15 protein-coding genes are annotated in these 17,772 nt (G+C 65.0%); 11 read left to right on the top strand and 4 right to left on the bottom strand.

Annotated features, from left to right (window positions below; genetic code table 11):
- Nucleotides 1-219, bottom strand: a 219-nt coding sequence (locus C7411_RS27770) for a succinate dehydrogenase, cytochrome b556 subunit (RefSeq protein ID WP_423802863.1), incomplete at its 3' end; no start/stop codon positions are given.
- 150 nt (nucleotides 220-369) lie between these two features.
- Nucleotides 370-1,167: a GntR family transcriptional regulator gene (locus tag C7411_RS27765; protein WP_110387230.1), complete on the bottom strand. Its 798-nt coding sequence runs from the start codon at nucleotides 1,165-1,167 to the stop codon at nucleotides 370-372.
- A 605-nt stretch (nucleotides 1,168-1,772) separates the two neighbouring features.
- Here C7411_RS27765 and C7411_RS27760 point away from each other — a divergent pair.
- From C7411_RS27760 to acnA, 5 genes are all read left to right on the top strand, one after another.
- Entirely contained in the window at nucleotides 1,773-2,759 is a 987-nt protein-coding gene (locus tag C7411_RS27760) for a malate dehydrogenase (RefSeq protein ID WP_042268265.1), read from the top strand.
- Nucleotides 2,760-2,959: 200 nt separating this feature from the next.
- The gene (locus C7411_RS27755; protein WP_110387216.1) at nucleotides 2,960-3,973 is read left to right on the top strand and encodes an HpcH/HpaI aldolase/citrate lyase family protein; all 1,014 of its coding nucleotides are present in this window, start codon (nucleotides 2,960-2,962) and stop codon (nucleotides 3,971-3,973) included.
- Nucleotides 3,974-4,260: 287 nt separating this feature from the next.
- Nucleotides 4,261-4,782: a hypothetical protein gene (locus C7411_RS27750; RefSeq protein ID WP_110387215.1), complete on the top strand. Its 522-nt coding sequence runs from the start codon at nucleotides 4,261-4,263 to the stop codon at nucleotides 4,780-4,782.
- Between the two features lie 19 nt (nucleotides 4,783-4,801).
- Complete coding sequence (locus tag C7411_RS27745) at nucleotides 4,802-6,253, top strand: bifunctional 2-methylcitrate dehydratase/aconitate hydratase (RefSeq protein WP_110387214.1); 1,452 nt, start codon at nucleotides 4,802-4,804, stop codon at nucleotides 6,251-6,253.
- A 76-nt stretch (nucleotides 6,254-6,329) separates the two neighbouring features.
- Entirely contained in the window at nucleotides 6,330-9,047 is a 2,718-nt protein-coding gene (acnA, locus tag C7411_RS27740) for an aconitate hydratase AcnA (RefSeq protein ID WP_110387213.1), read from the top strand.
- Between the two features lie 112 nt (nucleotides 9,048-9,159).
- Here the strand turns inward: acnA and C7411_RS27735 are convergent, their stop codons facing one another.
- Nucleotides 9,160-9,762, bottom strand: a complete 603-nt coding sequence (locus tag C7411_RS27735; protein WP_110387212.1) for a response regulator transcription factor — start codon at nucleotides 9,760-9,762, stop codon at nucleotides 9,160-9,162.
- A gap of 177 nt (nucleotides 9,763-9,939) precedes the next feature.
- On the opposite strand from C7411_RS27735, the gene C7411_RS27730 reads away from it, so the two are divergent.
- The 6 genes from C7411_RS27730 to C7411_RS27705 all read left to right on the top strand — a co-directional run bounded on the left by C7411_RS27730 (nucleotide 9,940) and on the right by C7411_RS27705 (nucleotide 16,844).
- Entirely contained in the window at nucleotides 9,940-10,677 is a 738-nt protein-coding gene (locus C7411_RS27730; protein WP_110387211.1) for a TetR/AcrR family transcriptional regulator, read from the top strand.
- Nucleotides 10,674-11,630: an HlyD family secretion protein gene (locus C7411_RS27725; RefSeq protein ID WP_110387210.1), complete on the top strand. Its 957-nt coding sequence runs from the start codon at nucleotides 10,674-10,676 to the stop codon at nucleotides 11,628-11,630. Before C7411_RS27730 ends, C7411_RS27725 begins: the two co-directional genes overlap by 4 nt.
- Nucleotides 11,627-12,580 carry an ABC transporter ATP-binding protein gene (locus tag C7411_RS27720; RefSeq protein WP_110387209.1) on the top strand — a complete coding sequence of 318 codons (954 nt, stop codon included), beginning with the start codon at nucleotides 11,627-11,629 and terminating at the stop codon, nucleotides 12,578-12,580. Before C7411_RS27725 ends, C7411_RS27720 begins: the two co-directional genes overlap by 4 nt.
- Complete coding sequence (locus C7411_RS27715) at nucleotides 12,577-13,719, top strand: ABC transporter permease (protein ID WP_110387208.1); 1,143 nt, start codon at nucleotides 12,577-12,579, stop codon at nucleotides 13,717-13,719. The genes C7411_RS27720 and C7411_RS27715 overlap by 4 nt, the downstream gene beginning before the upstream one ends.
- 16 nt (nucleotides 13,720-13,735) lie before the next feature.
- Nucleotides 13,736-15,247: an efflux transporter outer membrane subunit gene (locus tag C7411_RS27710; protein WP_110387207.1), complete on the top strand. Its 1,512-nt coding sequence runs from the start codon at nucleotides 13,736-13,738 to the stop codon at nucleotides 15,245-15,247.
- Nucleotides 15,248-15,368: 121 nt separating this feature from the next.
- Nucleotides 15,369-16,844, top strand: a complete 1,476-nt coding sequence (locus C7411_RS27705; protein WP_110387206.1) for an amidase — start codon at nucleotides 15,369-15,371, stop codon at nucleotides 16,842-16,844.
- Nucleotides 16,845-16,919: 75 nt separating this feature from the next.
- Here the strand turns inward: C7411_RS27705 and C7411_RS27700 are convergent, their stop codons facing one another.
- The gene (locus tag C7411_RS27700; RefSeq protein WP_110387205.1) at nucleotides 16,920-17,759 is read right to left on the bottom strand and encodes an ABC transporter permease; all 840 of its coding nucleotides are present in this window, start codon (nucleotides 17,757-17,759) and stop codon (nucleotides 16,920-16,922) included.
- Between the last annotated feature and the right edge of the window lie 13 nt (nucleotides 17,760-17,772).

Below are 17,772 nucleotides of genomic sequence, written 5' to 3'. Positions count from 1 at the left end.
GTTGGAGAGGAAGCCCTTGAAGACCTCGAAGCTAAGCTCCGAAGTGAGGCTCTGGTCCAACAGGAACAGGATGAAAGGCAGGAACAGGAACAACAGCGCACCGCTCACGCGGTGGCCGATCGACACACGGCCGGCCAGAGGCAGGCGGTATGCGAACAATATCTGCCCAAGCCCGATGTTCCGGTATTCCGGCCTCGGTTTTTTTGTGGCTTCTGCCATGCTAGACCCCTACTATGTGTTAACACTAATTCGCAATTTTAGCGCCTTTTCATATCGCGCTGCAGCGAAACCCACGTCGGATACGGCTGGTGGCGCGCGCAAGCAAAGGCACTGTGGGGAAGGGCTCCGCGCCTTTCGCGCGGCCGCCCGTCAACTCAAATCATTCTGATAGTAGTACCCGGTTGTGACATACCATCCGCGGCGTACCTCGACCGGACGGTCTCCATAGGTATAGGACACCCGCTCGACCGATAGCAAAGGAAAACCGGCCGGCACCTTGAGGAGGTCGGCCACGGTGGGCTCCGCGGCCACGGCGCGGATCTTCTCGGTCGCACGAATCATGCGCGTGCCGAATTCCGCCTCGAACATGGCGTAGAGCGGGCCTTTGTACTCGGCGAGGCGCTCGCTCGTGAGCCCGCGGAACACGCCGCCGGGCAGCCAGATTTCGTCGAGCACGGTGCTCTCGCCGTCGAACTGCAGCAGACGCCGGATCAGCACCACCGGATCCGAGGGCTTGAGGTCGAGTTGCCGTGCGATCTCGGCCGAAGCGCGCAGGCGCCGGCACTCGAGCAGTTTGCTCACGTGCGGGTGTTCCGCGCCGTCATCGGCGAGTAATCTAAGAAAGCGAAACTGGGCACGCTCTTCGTTGTGCGTTGCAACAAACGTGCCCTTGCCCTGGCGGCGCACCAGCAGATTGTCGGCAGCCAGTTCGTCGATCGCCTTGCGTACGGTCCCCTGGCTCACCTTGTAACGGGCGGCCAGCTCGACTTCGCTGGGGATGATTTCGCCGGGCTTCCATTCGCCGGACTCGAGGCTCTGGGTAATGAGCCCCTTGATCTGCTGGTAAAGCGGACTGAAGGTCGGGGACGGCGGCACCGCGGGCGCAGACGCCGGAGCCCCGCTCTCGGGAGCGGTGGAATTCGCGTTGCTGGCCGGGTTTGCACTCATGGCGCGCATTTCAACATAAACCCCCCCTGCGCATCAAGCATTTTGCCTGTAATAGTTATGTCTTATATAAGACATAAGATACGGTTGACTTTGACCCTGACGACTTCTACACTCCCGATCGAGCAAGGGTTTGCGGGCAGGCTGCATGCTAATTTCAGGACATGAAACCGGCATGACGAGGAGACACCGCCGGCTACATCCGCCTCGTGGCGAATACGCCGCGAGCCGCCTTGCACGATGCTGTTCCCTCACGCAGTCAACGCAGTAGAGGTTTCGATCCGCCCAGCCGGCGCGCGCGAGTCGTTGCGCGCCGCGCGTTTCGTGGGAGAGCCCGAGCGAGCTGTTGCAGGAGTCGGCACACGCGAAGCGGCCAGCGTCTGGCGTTCCTCGAAGGGCGCCCCGTTCACCTCTTGCCATGTTGCACATGGTTACCGGCACGGCGGTCCGTGCCGGCGGCGCATGCTTCACGGCTTGTCAGTCAGGGTTGTTCCAGTGAAGCGCGCACGCCAGCGATAAAGACCGCCTGTTTCACCTACGCTTCGTGTATCGCGCATATAGAATGGCGTTTTACCCTGGCGTCTAACGCATCTTCCTGGAGATTTTCAATGGCTAAGCCCGCAAAGCGCGTTGCCGTCACCGGCGCCGCAGGTCAGATCGCTTACTCCCTGCTGTTCCGCATTGCGAATGGCGACCTGCTCGGCAAGGATCAGCCCGTCATCCTGCAACTGCTCGACCTGCCGCAAGCGCAAGCCGCCGTCAAGGGCGTCGTGATGGAACTGGACGACTGCGCATTCCCGCTGCTCGCGGGCGTGGTCATCACCGACGACCCGAAGGTCGCGTTCAAGGACGCCGACGTCGCCCTGCTGGTTGGCGCACGTCCGCGCTCGAAGGGCATGGAGCGTAAGGACCTGCTCTCGGCCAACGCCGAAATCTTCACGGTTCAGGGCAAGGCGCTGAACGACGTCGCCAGCCGCGACGTGAAGGTGCTCGTCGTCGGCAACCCGGCGAACACGAACGCCTACATCGCCATGAAGTCGGCTCCGGACCTGCCGAAGAAGAACTTCACCGCCATGCTGCGTCTGGACCACAACCGCGCGCTCTCGCAACTGGCCGCCAAGTCGGGCAAGCCGGTGGCTTCGATCGAGAAGCTCGCCGTGTGGGGCAACCACTCGCCGACGATGTATCCCGACTTCCGTTTCGCCACCGTCGACGGCCAGTCGCTCAACGCGCTGATCAACGACGACGTGTGGAACCGCGACACGTTCATCCCGACGGTCGGCAAGCGCGGCGCGGCGATCATCGAAGCGCGCGGCCTCTCGTCGGCAGCTTCGGCCGCCAATGCAGCGATCGACCACGTGCGTGACTGGGTCCTCGGCACGAACGGCAAGTGGGTCACGATGGGTATCCCGTCGGACGGCTCGTACGGCATTCCCGAAGACATCATCTACGGCGTGCCGGTGACGTGCGAAAACGGCGAATACAAGCGCGTGGAAGGTCTCGAAATCGACGCATTCTCGCGCGAGAAAATGGACGGCACGCTGGCCGAGCTGCTCGAAGAGCGCGAAGGCGTGGCTCACCTGCTCGGCAAGTAAGCCGGCGGTACGAACGGAACGCGCGTTTGACGCCCGTTCCGTTCTGCTTTATGGGCCCGCGGAGCAGCCTCCGCGGGCGGCCTTGGGCGGGCCCCCCTACGCGGGCCGCCCTAGGCGGGCCCCCCGATCCGCATGCGCCTTGCTGGCAGGACGCATCCGAATCCGGTATCTCCTGTAAAACTCGACTCCCGACGCCGAAGATGCGCGCCATTCTGCCAGCCGAAGTGCTGTTTGACGGCGAAGCGCCGCCCGCCATCCTGCCCGCATGCGACCACTACGCGGGCAGTGAGAAGCTGATGCTCAAATCGCTCGCGCTGCAACAGCAGCTGGGCCCGGTATTCGACATCACGCTCGATTGCGAAGACGGCGCGCAGGTAGGCCGCGAAGCCGAACACGCCGAACTCGCGGCGTCGTTCATCGGCGGCGAACATGACCGCTTTGGCCGCGTCGGCGTTCGCATCCACGATTTCCATCACCCGCACTGGCGCGACGACGTGCGCATGATCCTGCGCGCCGCCAAACGCGCGCCGGCCTTCATCACCCTGCCGAAGATCCGGGCCGTGGGCGACGCCGCCGAAATGACGGCGTTCATCGAGGCCACGCGCGTCGAAATGGGCATCGACAAGCCCATTCCCGTTCAATTGCTCGTCGAAACGCACGGCGCCCTCGCGCGCGTGTTCGACCTCGCCGCGCTGCGCGGCGTCGAGTCGCTCAGCTTCGGGCTGATGGACTTCGTCTCCGCGCACGACGGCGCGATTCCCGACACGGCCATGCGCTCGCCCGGCCAGTTCGACCACCCGCTCGTGCGCCGCGCGAAGCTCGAAATCGCAGCCGCGTGCCATGCGTTCGGCCGCGTGCCCTCGCACAACGTGAGTACGGAAGTGCGCGACATGGACGTGGTGGCGAACGACGCGCGCCGCGCCCGCAACGAGTTCGGCTACACGCGCATGTGGAGCATTCACCCGGCGCAGATTCCCGCGATCGTGGCCGCGTTCGCGCCGCGCGACGAAGAAATCGCGCTGGCCGCCGAAATCCTGCTGGCCGCGCAACACGCCCAATGGGGTCCGACACGCCACGGCGACACGCTGCACGACCGCGCGAGCTACCGCTATTACTGGTCCGTGCTGCGCCGCGCGCGCGCCACGGGCCGGGCCTTGCCGGCCGAAGCGGCGCCGCTGTTCGCGCGGGGCGAGCTGGCGCGGGAGTCGGCCTGATGCGCGCCGCGAATGGATGCAGAAAACGTTTTCAGCGTATCGCGCCACGACGACGACGCGGATCTCGCACCGCATAGCGCAGCGGCAGCAGTCACGAACAGTTACAGGCAGTTACTTGCGAACCAGGCTGCAAACAACACCGGGCCGGAGAAATTGAAGCTCACGGCGATAAATAGGTGAAAATAGCGTCCGCTGCGCGCTTTCGGGGCGCGCGCCGTGCAAACGGCGGTTGCCTGTTCAACCGCGCACTGATCAACCGCTTTTAGATAGATAAAGGTTTGACACCCATGAAGAAACTGCTGATCGCCGCTGTCATCGGCACGCTGTCCTCGACGCTGATGCTGGCCGCCACCGACGCCGCCGCACAAGGCACGTCGACCACTGCCAAAAAGCCGGCTCCGAAGCATCGCATCATCAAGCGCAAGGCCAACCCGGCCAAGGAAGCGAAGGTCGATCCGATCCCGGAAGGCTCGGAGCACTGGACCTGCGCTGAAGGCGCGCAATTCGACCTGAAGGGCGACATGGCGCGTGACCAGATCGTCACGGTTCACTGGGCGAACAAGAACTACAGCCTGCCGCGTCAGGTCACGACCACGGGCGCCGACCGCTTCCACGACGCCGCCACCGGCCTCGACCTCGTCGTGATCCCGACGAAGGCCATGCTGTTCTCGGACAAGGACAGCTCGCGTCTGGCCGACGAGTGCAAGACTGTTGCAATGCAGCAAGGCGCAATGGCCCCGACCCAGGCTCAAGCGCTGAACCCGGCTAACCGCGCTCCGGCAGCCGCCAGCGGCGCCGCGGGCCAGTAAGGACCGCGGGATCGCCTCGATGTCCGCCCTGATCTCCAACGTCAGGCCGCAGCCGGACCAGGTACTGGTCGATATCGTCGACTACGTCCTGAACTTCCGGGTTGACAGCGCGCTCGCGCTGACGACGGCCCGGCATTGCCTGATCGATACCCTCGGCTGCGGACTCGAGGCGCTCTCCTACCCCGCGTGCACCAAGTTGCTGGGACCGATCGTGCCGGGCACGATCGTCCCGCACGGCGCAAAGGTGCCGGGCACGTCATTCCAGCTCGATCCGGTACAGGCCGCGTTCAACATCGGCGCGATGATCCGCTGGCTCGACTTCAACGACACATGGCTCGCCGCCGAATGGGGCCATCCGTCGGACAACCTGGGCGGCATCCTCGCGGCCGCCGACTGGCTCTCGCGCACCGCCATCGCCCAGGGCAAAGCGCCGCTCACCATGAAGCACGTGCTCGAAGGCATGGTGAAGGCACACGAGATCCAGGGCTGCATCGCGCTGGAAAACTCGTTCAACAAGGTCGGTCTCGACCATGTGCTGCTCGTGAAGCTCGCCTCGACCGCGGTGGTCGGGCAAATGCTCGGGCTCACCCGCGACGAGCTGATCAACGCCGTTTCGCTTGCGATGGTCGACGGCCAGTCGCTGCGCACCTACCGCCACGCGCCCAACACGGGCTCGCGCAAGTCGTGGGCCGCAGGCGACGCCACCTCGCGCGCCGTGCGTCTCGCGCTCATGGCGAAAACGGGCGAGATGGGCTATCCCTCGGCGCTCACGGCAAAAACGTGGGGCTTCTACGACGTCTCGTTCAAGGGACAGCCATTCAGGTTTCAGCGCCCCTACGGCACGTATGTGATGGAAAACGTGCTGTTCAAGATTTCGTTCCCCGCCGAATTCCACGCACAGACTGCGGCCGAAGCCGCGATGACGCTGCACGGCGTGCTCGCGCAGCGCGGCAGGACGGCTGGGGACATCAAGCGCATCACCATCCGCACGCATGAAGCGGCCATCCGCATCATCGACAAGAGCGGCCCGCTTGCCAACCCGGCCGACCGCGATCACTGTATCCAGTACATGGTCGCCGTGCCGCTGCTCTTCGGCCGCCTCACCGCCTCCGACTACGAAGACGAAGTCGCAGGCGACCCGCGCATCGACGAACTGCGCGCAAAGACGGTATGCGTGGAAGACCCGCAGTTCACGAAGGATTATCACGATCCGGACAAGCGCTCGATCGCAAATGCGCTCACCATAGAGCTCATCGACGGCACGACGCTCGACGAGGTCGTCGTGGAGTATCCGATCGGCCACAAGCGGCGCCGCGAAGAAGGCATTCCGCTGCTGATCGAAAAGTTTCGAATCAACCTCGCGCGCCGCTTCCCCGCGAAGCAGCAGCAGGCGATTCTCGACGTCTCGCTCGACGAGGCCCGGCTTTGCGCCCTGAGCGTCAACGAGTACGTCGACATGTATGTGATCTGAGCAATCAGGCAGGTATCCGTGACAGCAGCAAACGAGCAGTAAGCGTTATTTCCGCGATTAAACGAAGGAAAACACTATGGCCCACAATCTCCACAAAACGCTAAAAGAATTCGACAGCGGTTCCGGCAAAGGCAAGTTCTACTCGCTGCCGCATCTCGGCAAGCAGCTTGGCGTGAAGATCAATCGCCTGCCGGTCTCGATCCGTCTGGTGCTCGAGTCTGTGCTGCGTAACTACGACGGCAAGAAGATCGCGGAAGAGCACATCGAGCAGCTGGCGAACTGGAAGCCGAATGCTTCGCGCGTCGACGAAATCCCGTTTGTCGTCGCCCGCGTCGTGCTGCAGGACTTCACCGGCGTGCCGCTGCTTGCCGACATCGCCGCCATGCGCGGCGTCGCCAAACAGGTCGGCAAGGATCCGAAGGTCATCGAGCCGCTCGTGCCGGTGGACCTCGTCGTCGACCACTCGGTGCAGATCGACTACTTCCGCCAGAAGGACGCACTCGACCTGAACATGAAACTGGAATTCCAGCGCAACAACGAGCGCTACCAGTTCATGAAGTGGGGCATGCAGGCGTTCGACACGTTCAAGGTCGTGCCGCCGGGCATCGGCATCGTCCACCAGGTGAACCTGGAATACCTCGCACGCGGCGTGCACAAGAAGACCGAAGGCGGCGACACCGTCTACTACCCGGACACGCTCGTCGGCACCGACAGCCACACCACGATGATCAACGGCATCGGCGTGGTGGGCTGGGGCGTGGGCGGCATCGAGGCGGAAGCCGGCATGCTCGGCCAGCCGGTGTACTTCCTCACGCCCGATGTGGTGGGCGTCGAGCTCAAGGGCAAGCTGCGCGAAGGCTGCACGGCCACCGACCTCGTGCTGACCATCACCGAAATGCTGCGCAAGGAGAAGGTCGTCGGCAAGTTCGTCGAGTTCTTCGGCGAAGGCACGGCGTCGATCGGCGTGCCCGACCGCGCGACCATCGGCAACATGGCGCCGGAATACGGCGCGACGATGGGCTTCTTCCCGGTCGACGAAAAGACGATCGACTACTTCAAGGGCACGGGCCGCACGCAAGCCGAAATCTCGGCATTCGAAAACTACTTCAAGGCCCAGGATCTCTTCGGTGTGCCGAAGGCCGGCGACATCGACTACACGAAGACGCTCACGCTCGACCTCGGCACGGTCGCGCCGTCGCTGGCGGGTCCGAAGCGTCCGCAGGACCGCATCGAAATCGGCAACGTGAAGTCGACCTTCACGGACCTGTTCTCGAAGCCGGTCGCGGAAAACGGCTTCAACAAGAAGGCCGCCGACCTCTCCGCGGAATACGCGGCGGGCGAGAAGGTCAAGCTGCACAACGGCGACGTGCTGATCGCCGCGATCACGTCGTGCACGAACACGTCGAACCCGAGCGTGCTGCTGGCAGCCGGTCTGCTCGCGAAGAAGGCCGTGGAAGCGGGTCTGACGGTCGCGCCGCACATCAAGACGTCGCTCGCTCCGGGATCGCGCATCGTCACGGAATACCTGACGAAGACGGGCCTGCTGCCGTACCTCTCGAAGCTCGGCTTCGAACTCGCGGCATACGGCTGCACGACCTGTATCGGCAACGCCGGCGACCTGACGCCCGAGCTGAACGAATCGATCGTCAAGAACGATGTCGTTGCGGCTGCGGTGCTCTCGGGCAACCGTAACTTCGAAGCGCGTATCCACCCGAACATCCGCGCGAACTTCCTCGCCTCGCCGCCGCTGGTCGTGGCTTACGCGATCGCGGGCAACATCACGCGCGACCTCATGACGGAACCGGTGGGCAAGGGCAAGGGCGGCCGTGACATCTACCTCGGCGACATCTGGCCGACGAGCGATGAAGTCAACGCACTGCTCAAGTTCGCCCTCGATCCGGACGCGTTTCAGAAGAACTACAGCCAGCTCACGAAGAAGGGCGACCTGTGGAGCAAGATCGAAGGCGAAGAAGGTCAGGTCTACGACTGGCCGAAGTCGACCTACATCGCCGAGCCGCCGTTCTTCGGCAGCGACTTTTCGATGACGCCGTCGTCGGCGGTGCCCGAGATCAAGGGTGCGCGCGCCTTGGGCATCTTCGGCGACTCGGTCACGACCGACCACATCAGCCCGGCTGGCTCGATCAAGGAAGACTCGCCCGCAGGCAAGTGGCTGAAGGAAAACGGCGTGCAGAAAGCCGACTTCAACAGCTACGGCTCGCGCCGCGGCAACCACGACGTGATGATGCGCGGCACCTTCGCGAACGTGCGGATCAAGAACCTGATGATCCCGGCGAAAGCCGACGGCACGCGCGTGGAAGGCGGCCTGACGATTCACCAGCCGAGCGGCGAACAACTGTCGATTTACGACGCCGCCATGAAGTACATCGACGCCGGCACGCCGACCATGGTGTTCGCAGGCGAAGAGTACGGCACGGGCTCGTCGCGCGACTGGGCAGCCAAGGGCACGCAGCTGCTGGGCGTGAAGGCCGTGGTCGCACGCAGCTTCGAGCGTATCCACCGCTCGAACCTCGTCGGCATGGGCGTTCTGCCGCTGCAGTTCAAGGGTTCGGACAGCGTTCAGTCGCTCGGCCTGACGGGCGAAGAAACGTTCGATATCGAAGGCCTGACGGACGACTTCAAGCCGCAGCAGGACCTGACGCTCGTGATCCACCACAAGGACGGCAAGGATCAGCGCGTGCAGGTGCTGCTGCGCATCGACACGCCGATCGAAGTCGACTACTACAAGCACGGCGGTATTCTGCCGTTCGTGCTGCGCTCGCTTTTGGCCGCTTGACTCGCGGCGTAAGTACGCAGTTTTTTGCAGGTGCCGCGCCCGGCAACGGGTGCGGTCACACTTGGAGCCCGACGCAAGTCGGGCTTTTTTTTCGACTATGCGTTGGGTCGCGCTATTCGATCAGCTTGTTCAACGTCGCAAACTCGATCAGCGCCGCAAGCGACGTGACGCCGAGCTTGTCCAGCACGCGGGTCTTGTAGGTGCTGACGGTTTTATCTGAAAGCCCGAGCCGTGCCGCGATACCCTTGTTGCTCAAACCGCGCGCGAGATACTGCAGGACTTCGACCTCGCGAGGCGACAGCCCGTTGAGCGCCACGTCGCGGCCGCCGCCGCAACTGCCCGCCGGGAAGCAGTCGTAGCCGAGCAATACCGCCCTGACCACACCGCACAGCTCCTCCACGCCGCGATTCTTGTTGACATAGCCGTTCGCGCCCGCGATACGCGTGTGATTGGCCATGACCATCTCGGGCTTCGCAGAGAGCACGAGAATGCGCGCGCCGGGCTGCTGCGCGCGAATGCCGCGGATGACGGAAAGGCCGTCGAGCTTCGGCAACTCGAGGTCGAGAATCACCAGATCGGGACGCAGTTCCTGGACGAGCTGCAGGCCCGCTTCGCCATCGCTGCACTCGCCCACCAGCTCGTACTCCGTATTGAGCACGTTGACGAGCATCTTCCGCACAATCGGGTGGTCGTCGATGACGACGACGCGCTTCATTTTCTGTTCCATGGTGGCGTGACTTGTTCGTCCCTTCAGCGTGAATCTCACAGCCTGAACGACGCACCCGCATTTTTATATAGGAAAGTTCTGAAAGAACCCGCAGGAAACTGTCGCAGGGTTAACCCGCTGCGCGCGCGATTTGAATTTAACTAATGCGTGAATTAAAGTAGAGCGATGATCACGCGTACCCGCTCCGCCGCTGCTGCGCCCCGCCCGCGCGGCCGGCGCCGCGCCGCCGCCGACCTCGACATGCGCGAGCGGCTGCTCGCCAGCGCCACGCAACTGTTCGGCGAGCAGGGCATCGCGGCCACCACCATGGCGCAGATCGCCGAGGCCGCGGGCGTGACGTCCGCCATGGTCCACTACTACTTCACGAACCGCGAAAAGCTGCTCGACGCCGTGGTCGAGGAGCGCATTGCGCGCTCGATTGCCTTCGTGTGGGAAAGCGTGGACAGCGCTCGGGGAGACCTGGCGCAAGACCCGCACGCGCTCGTGGAAGAACTGGTCGCGCGGCTCTTCGAAGTGACCGCGCGCATGCCCTGGCTGCCGCCGCTCTGGCTGCGCGAAATCGTCAACGAAGGCGGCTTGCTGCGCGAACGCATGCTCAAGCGGCTGCCCACCGAGCAGTTGCAGCGCTTTGCTGCGCGCGTCAACGAGGCGCAGCGCGACGGCAGGGTCAACGCCGAACTGGAAGCGCCGCTGCTGTTCATCTCGATTCTCGCGCTCGTCATGCTGCCGCTCGCCACTTCGAAGCTCTGGCAAAGTGTGCGCGGCTTTCCGAAGATCGAGCGCGAGGCGCTGCATCGGCATGTGAGCGCGCTGTTGAGCGCGGCCTTGCGGCCTGCGCCGCAGGGCGCGCGCGCGCCCCGCACGACGGGCTCGACTGCCGGCCGCAAGGAGGACGCGTCATGAAGCGCCGCATTGCCGGCACGTGCGCCGCGACGCTCGTGCTCGTGCTCGCCGCATGTTCGCGGCACGGCCCGGCTGGCTGGCAGGGCTATGCCGAAGGCGAATACGTCTATCTCGCGTCGTCACAGCCGGGCACGCTCACGCACCTCGAAGTGCAGCGCGGGCAAACCGTGGCCGCCCATGCGCCCGCCTTCGCGCTCGACTCCGTCGAGGAAGCGGCCGCGCGCGACGAGGCGCAGCATCGCCTGACGGCCGCACAGCAGCAGCTCGCCGACCTCCAGACCGGCAAGCGTCCGCCCGAAGTGCGCGTGACCGAGGCGCAGCTCGCGCAGGCCGAGGCGAATGCGCGCAAGGCCGCACTCCAGCTCACGCGCGACGAAGCGCAACTGCGCGCAGGCGGCATTGCGCAGGCGCAGCTCGACGACTCGCGTGCGCAGGCCGCCTCCACGGCCGCTCAGGTGCGCGAACTGCAAAACCAGGTGCGCGTGGCGAATCTCCCGGGACGTAGCGCGCAAATCGCCGCCCAGGCCGCCGACGTCGAGGCCGCGCGCGCCTCGCTCGCGCAGGCGCAGTGGCGGCTCGACCAGAAGCGCGTGAGCGTGCCGGGCGGCGGCCTCGTCTACGACACGCTGTTTCGCGTGGGCGAGTGGGTGCAGGCGGGCAACCCCGTCGTGCAGATGTTGCCGCCGCAGAACGTGAAGGTGCGCTTTTTCGTGCCCGAAACGATCGTCGGATCGCTCGCGCCGGGCCGCAAGGTGAACGTGCGCTGCGACGGCTGCGCCGCCCTGATTCCGGCCACCATCACGTGGATTTCGAACGCCGCCGAATATACGCCGCCCGTTATCTACAGCAACGAGAACCGCGCGAAGCTCGTTTTCATGATCGAGGCACGGCCTTCCGCCGAAGACGCCGTGAAGCTGCATCCGGGCCAGCCGGTCGAGGTGACGCTGCAATGAGCACCGCTGATCGACCTGCCGGCGACTACGCCATCGACGTGCGCAATCTCAACAAGCGTTTCGGCAGCAAGCATGTCGTGAACGACGTGTCGCTGCGTGTGGCGCGCGGCGAGATCTTCGGCTTTCTCGGCCCGAACGGCAGCGGCAAAACCACCTCGATCCGGCTCATGTGCGGGCTGCTCACGCCCGACTCCGGCTCGGGCACCTGCCTCGGCTACGACATCCTGCGCGAGAGCGCGCAGATCAAGCGTCACGTGGGCTACATGACGCAGCGTTTCTCGTACTGGGAAGACCTGACGATCCGCGAGAACCTCGACTTCGTTGCGCGCATCTACCAGATGCGCAACCGCCGCGAGGCCGTCGACCGCGCGCTCGAATCGCTCGGGCTCGCCAGCCGCGCGGGCCAGCTCACGGGTGCGCTTTCGGGCGGCTGGAAGCAGCGGCTCGCGCTCGCGGCCTGCATGCTGCACGAGCCCGAATTGCTGCTGCTCGACGAACCGACTGCGGGCGTGGATCCCACCGCGCGCCGCGATTTCTGGGAGGAGTTGCACCGGCTCGCCGCGCGGGGCATTTCGGTGCTCGTGAGCACGCATTACATGGACGAAGCCGAGCGCTGCCACAAGCTCGCTTATATCGCCTACGGCAAGCTGCTCACGCAGGGCACCGCCGCCGAGGTGATCGCAGAACAGAACCTCGAAACGTGGGCGATTCATGGCGAGCGGCTCAGCACGCTCGCCGCGCAGTTGCGCGAAGCGCCGGGCATCGACCAGACGGTGGTGTTCGGCTCCGCGCTGCATGCGAGCGGACGCGATCATGCGGCGCTTGCCAAAGCGGTCGAGCGCGCCGTAGAAGGCCAGCCCCTGCGCGCGGAGCGCATCGACACCGGTCTCGAAGATGTCTTTATCTACCTGATGAGCCATGCTCAGGACAATTACGGAGTCGTGTCGTGAGCGCGTCGTTCCCGTTTTCCGTGGCGCGCTGGTGGAGCATCGTGCTCAAGGAGTTCCTGCAGCTCAAGCGCGACCGCATCACGTTCGCGATGATCGTTGGCCTGCCGATCATCCAGCTCACGCTGTTCGGCTATGCGATCAACACCGACCCGAAGCATTTGCCCACCGCGATCGTCGTGGGCGAGGACAGCGTATTCGCCCGCAGCTTCGTCGCGGGCATGCGCAATTCCGCCTATTTCGACGTGATCGAAACGTTGCCCGACGAGGCCTCGGCGCGTCATGCGCTCGCGCGCGGCACGGTGCAGTTCGTGCTCAGCATTCCTGTCGATTTCTCGCGGCGCCTGCTGCGCGGCGAAAGACCCTCGCTGCTTGTCGAAGCCGACGCGAGCGACCCCACTGCCATCACCACCGCGCTCGCGGCGCTGCCAGGTCTTGTCGCGCCCGTGGCCGCGAAAGACCTGACCGGCCCGCTCGCGCACCTGAACGGCACGCCCGCCGCGTTCGACGTGCAGGTGCACCGGCTCTACAACCCGGAGGGCATCACGCAATACAACGTCGTGCCCGGCCTCATGGGTGTGATCCTCACGATGACGATGGTGATGATGACGGGCCTCGCCATCACGCGCGAGCGCGAGCGCGGCACGATGGAGAACCTGCTCGCCACGCCGGTGCTGCCCATCGAGGTAATGACGGGCAAGATCATTCCGTACGTGGCGATCGGGCTGATCCAGGCGACCATCATCGTGCTCGCGGCGCGCTACGTATTTCACGTACCGTTCGCGGGCGGTCTCGTCACGCTCTATCTTGCGGCGCTGCTGTTCATCGCCGCGAATCTCACCGTGGGCATCACGCTGTCGTCGCTCGCGCAGAACCAGTTGCAGGCCATGCAGCTGACGATGTTCTATTTCCTGCCGAGCCTGCTGCTCTCCGGCTTCATGTTCCCGTTCGGAGGCATGCCGCGCTGGGCGCAGTGGCTCGGCAACCTGCTGCCGCTCACGTATTTCAACCGGCTCGTGCGCGGCATCCTGCTCAAGGGCAACGGCTGGACCGACCTGTGGCCCGCGGTGTGGCCGCTTGCCATATTCACGGTCGCGGTCATGGCGATCGCCGTGCGCTTTTACCGGCGCACGCTCGACTAGCGCGAGGCACACGACCATGACGCGCGACGCTGCCCTTGCTTTCCTGTTTGTGCTCATGCTCGCGGGCTGCACCGTGGGCCCCGATTTCCACCCGCCCGCCGCGCCCGATGCCACGGGCTGGGCGCGCGAGCCCGTGCCGATGTCCACCGCCGGCGCCGCCGGCCCCGGTGGCGGCGCGCAAACCTTCACGGCTGCAGCGCACGCGCCAAACGACTGGTGGACACAATTCGGCAGTACGCAGTTGAACGAACTCGTCGATCAGGCCTTGCGCGCGAGCCCCACGCTCGATTCGGCGCGCGCCAGACTCGTGGAAGCGCGCGAAAACTACAACGCGCAGGCAGGCGCGACGAACTTTCCCGCCGTCGATCTGAAGCTCTCCGGCACGCGCCAGAAGGTCGATCTCGCCGCTTTCGGCATTACGCAAGTGCCGAACCCGCCGCCGTTCACGCTTTACAACGCTTCGGTCAGCGTCTCGTACGTATTCGACCTGTTCGGCGCGAACCGTCGCGCACTGGAATCCACGCTCGCGCAGGTCGATTATCAGACGTACGAAATGGAGGCGGCGCGACTGACGGTAGCCGCCAACGTGGTGTCCACCGCCATCCGCCGCGCGTCGCTGCAACGCCAGATCGACCTCACCGCGCAACTCGCGCAGACGCAGGCACGCCAGCTCGCGATCATGCAAGCGCGCTACTCGGCCGGCGGTGTGGCGCAGATCGACGTGCGCAGCCAGCGCACCCTGCTCGCGCAAACGCGCGCCTCGCTGCCGCCGCTCGAAACGCAGCGCCAGGCTGCGGAGCATCAGCTCGCCACCCTGCTGGGCGTTGCGCCTGCGCAGTTCGCCGCGCCGCTCGACGCCCTTTCTCTCGATACGCTGCATCTGCCTGAGACGGTTTCGCTCACTGTGCCTTCCACGCTGGCCCGCGAGCGTCCCGACATACGCGCCGCCGAGGCGCTGCTGCACCAGGCGGGCGCGAACGTGGGCGTGGCGACTGCGAACCTCTATCCGCAGATCTCGCTCTCGGCGAGCATCGGGTCGGAGCGCACGCATATCGAAGACGTCGTCAGCGGACTGAACATCTGGAATGTCGGACTCGGCCTCACCCAGCCGCTGTTCCATGGCGGCGAATTGCGCGCGAAGAAACGCGCGTCGGAAGCCGCCTATGAAGCCGCTTTCGCCGATTATCGGCAGACGGTCCTGCAGGCGTTGCAGCAGGTCGCCGACTCGCTCCAGGCGCTCCAGAACGATGCGGCCGAACTGCAGGCGCGCGACGACGCCGCTCGTGAGGCGCAGGCCAACGCGGCGATCGCACAAACGCGCTACAACGCAGGCGGCGTGAGCGAATTTGCGTTGATCGACGCGCAACGCCAGGCGCTTCAGACTACGCTCGACCGCTCGCGCGTTCATGCGGATCGGCTAACCGACACCGCGGCGCTCTATCAGGCCCTCGGCGGCGCGCCGCTGCCCGGCACCGCGCCGTCCGCGCCAGGCAACGACCTATCGGCACCCAGCGCGCCCGCCCGGTAAGCCCGTCACCCCCGGACGGCAACCGGCGGCCCGCTGCGGCAACCATTCGTTTCCTTTCGTTTGCGCCGCGCCTGGGCGACAATGACCCTTCCGTTGCTCCATCCGCAAACGAGAGACACGCATGAACCAGGCATCGCTGTCCCCCGCAGGACTGCCCCCCAACGATCTCGTCGCAGCCGATGCGTTTGAGCTTTCGGAATGGATACGCCTGCGCAAGGTCTCCTGCCGCGAGGTGATGAGCGCGTTTCTCGATCATATCGAGCGTGTGAATACGCCGGCCAACGCCATCGTCTCGCTGCGCGAGCGCGCCACGCTGCTCGCCGAGGCAGGCGTTCGCGACACCCAGCTCGCGCGCGGCGAGTACCTGGGCTGGATGCACGGCATGCCGCAAGCGCCGAAGGACCTCACGGCCACGGCCGGCATCCCGTACACGCAAGGCTCGCCGCTGTTCCACAACGAAGTACCCGCAACCGATTCTCTGATGGCCGCGCGCATGCGCGCACAGGGCGCGATCTTCATCGGCAAGACGAACACGCCGGAATTCGGCCTTGGCTCGAACACCTACAACACAGTCTTCGGCACCACGCTCAACGCTTACGACCCCACGCGCAGCGCAGGAGGCAGCAGCGGCGGCACGGCCGTGGCGCTTGCGCTGCGCATGCTGCCCGTGGCGGACGGCAGCGACATGATGGGATCGCTGCGCAATCCCGCCGGGTGGAACAACGTGTTCGGCTTTCGTCCGTCGCAAGGCCGCGTGCCCTCCGTGCCTGCGCACGAACTGTTCTTCCACCAGCTCGGCTACGCGGGACCGATGGCCCGCAATGTACCCGACCTCGCGATGCTGCTTTCGACCCAGGCGGGCTACGACGCGCGTGCTCCGCTTTCCATGGCCGAAGATCCCGCGCAGTTCACGGGCCCGCTCGAACACGACTTTGATTGCGCGCGCATCGGTTGGCTAGGCGACTACGGCGGCTATCTGCCGATGGAAGACGGCGTGCTCGCACTTTGCGAAGCGGCGCTCAAGGATTTCGAGTCGATCGGCTGCAAGGTCGAGACCGCACGCCCCGAATTCGCCATGGAGCGCGTGTGGCAAACGTGGCTCACGCTGCGCCATTTCTCGTGCGCAGGCACGCTGGGCGCGCTTTATCGCGAACCGGAAAAGCGCGCGCTGCTCAAGCCGGAAGCGCAATGGGAAGTGGAAGGCGGCCTGAAGCTTTCGGGCGAAGACGTGTGGAACGCCACGGTCACGCGCAGCCAGTGGTACAACGCGCTGCTCGCGCTCTTCGAGCGTTACGACTACCTCGTGCTGCCCAGCGCCCAACTCTTCCCGTTCGACGCGAACGAACACTGGCCGAAGTCGATCGCGGGCCGCACGATGGACACCTATCACCGCTGGATGGAAGTCGTGATCGGCGGCAGTCTCGCGGGGCTGCCGGTCATCAGCGTGCCTGCGGGCTTCAATGCGCAAGGCCTGCCGATGGGGCTGCAGGTGATCGGCAAGCCGCGCGCGGATCTCCCGGTACTGCAACTCGCCCACGCGTACGATCGGGCCACGCAGTGGGTCAAGCGGCGTGTGCCGCCGCTGCTCCAGGCGTAACGCGCAACGCGCACAAGCAAAAAGGCAGCGCCGCGGCGCTGCCTTTTTTCATCGCCATCTCACACCCTCACACCCTCACGCCCTCACCGCGCGCGCCGCATTCCTGCCGCGCAGCCATTCGAGCGCGAGCAGCAAACAGGTGGAAAACACGATCAGGATCGTGGCGAGCGCAGCGATCGTCGGGCTGATGTTCTCGCGGATGCCCGTGAACATCTGGCGCGGCAAGGTGGTCTGGTCGGCGCCCGCGAGGAAGAGCGTCACGACGACTTCATCGAACGACGTGGCGAACGCGAACAGGGCACCCGAAATCACGCCCGGCGCGATGACGGGCAATGTGATGCGAAAGAACGTCGTGACCGGATTCGCCCCGAGCGAAAGGCTCGCGCGCACGAGATTGTGATTGAAGCCCTGCAGCGTGGCCGCGACCGTGGTCACGACGAACGGCACGCCCAATGCCGCATGCGCGAGGATCAGACCGAGATACGTATTGGCGAGTCCGAGCGGCGCGAAGAACAGGTACATGCCCACGCCCACCACGACCACGGGCACGATCATCGGCGAGATGAGCACGGCCATGAGCAGCGTCTTGCCGCGGAAATCGGCCTTCGTGATGCCGATGGCCGCGAGCGTGCCGAGCACGGTTGCCACGAACGTCGCGGCGGGGCCCACGATGAAGCTGTTCTTCGCGGCCATGCGCCATTCGTCGGACATCACGAGGTTTTGATACCAGCGCAGCGACCAGCCGGGAATCGGATAGACGAGGAACGTACTCGACGAAAACGACAGCGGCACGATCGCGAGTACGGGCAGGATCAGATACAACAGCGTGAGCACGACGAGGGCGCGCAGCGCGAAGTACCACACGCGTTCGACGGCCGACATATGCGGCGCAAAAAGCGGTTTGGCGAATTTCATGGTTGCGCCTTCC

It is taken from the genome of Paraburkholderia silvatlantica (assembly GCF_003096715.1).
In the GTDB taxonomy this organism is placed as follows: domain Bacteria; phylum Pseudomonadota; class Gammaproteobacteria; order Burkholderiales; family Burkholderiaceae; genus Paraburkholderia; species Paraburkholderia silvatlantica.
Note: the sequence above shows the minus strand (reverse complement) of the source record. Positions and strands in the feature narration are given on the sequence as shown.